General features: G+C 67.3%; 1 protein-coding gene. It reads right to left on the bottom strand.

What is annotated here, in order from left to right; all coding sequences use genetic code 11:
• Positions 1 to 382 (bottom strand): LON peptidase substrate-binding domain-containing protein (locus F8M74_RS37425; RefSeq protein ID WP_205604122.1); only part of this gene is annotated, 382 nt, incomplete at both ends.

The raw sequence follows: 382 nt of genomic DNA, 5'->3' as shown, positions 1-382 counted from the left end.
GCTCGAACAGCGACATCAGCGAGCGGGCGATCGCCTCGACCTCGCGCGCTTCGCGCTCGTCGCTGGCGTCGATCTCCACGGCCTGGCCGTGCAGCGAGCCGTTGCGCTCGTCAACGTGGGTGACCTGCACGCGCGACAGGCCTTCGACCAGCACCTTGATGGTGCCGTCGGGCAGCTTCAGCAGCTGCAGCACCTGCGCCAGCGTACCGACCTGGTAGAGGTCGGCCGCATGCGGGTCGTCGGTTTCGGCCGACTTCTGCGCCAGCAGCAGGATGCGCTTGTCCGCCTCCATTGCCTGTTCGAGCGCGTGCATGGACTTGTCACGGCCGACGAACAGCGGAATGACCATGTGCGGGAACACCACTACGTCGCGCAGCGGCAG

It is taken from the genome of Myxococcus sp. CA023 (assembly GCF_010998615.1).
GTDB lineage: Bacteria > Myxococcota > Myxococcia > Myxococcales > Myxococcaceae > Myxococcus.
The sequence above is the reverse complement of the archived record's forward strand: the minus strand, read 5'-3'. Positions and strand labels throughout refer to the sequence as shown.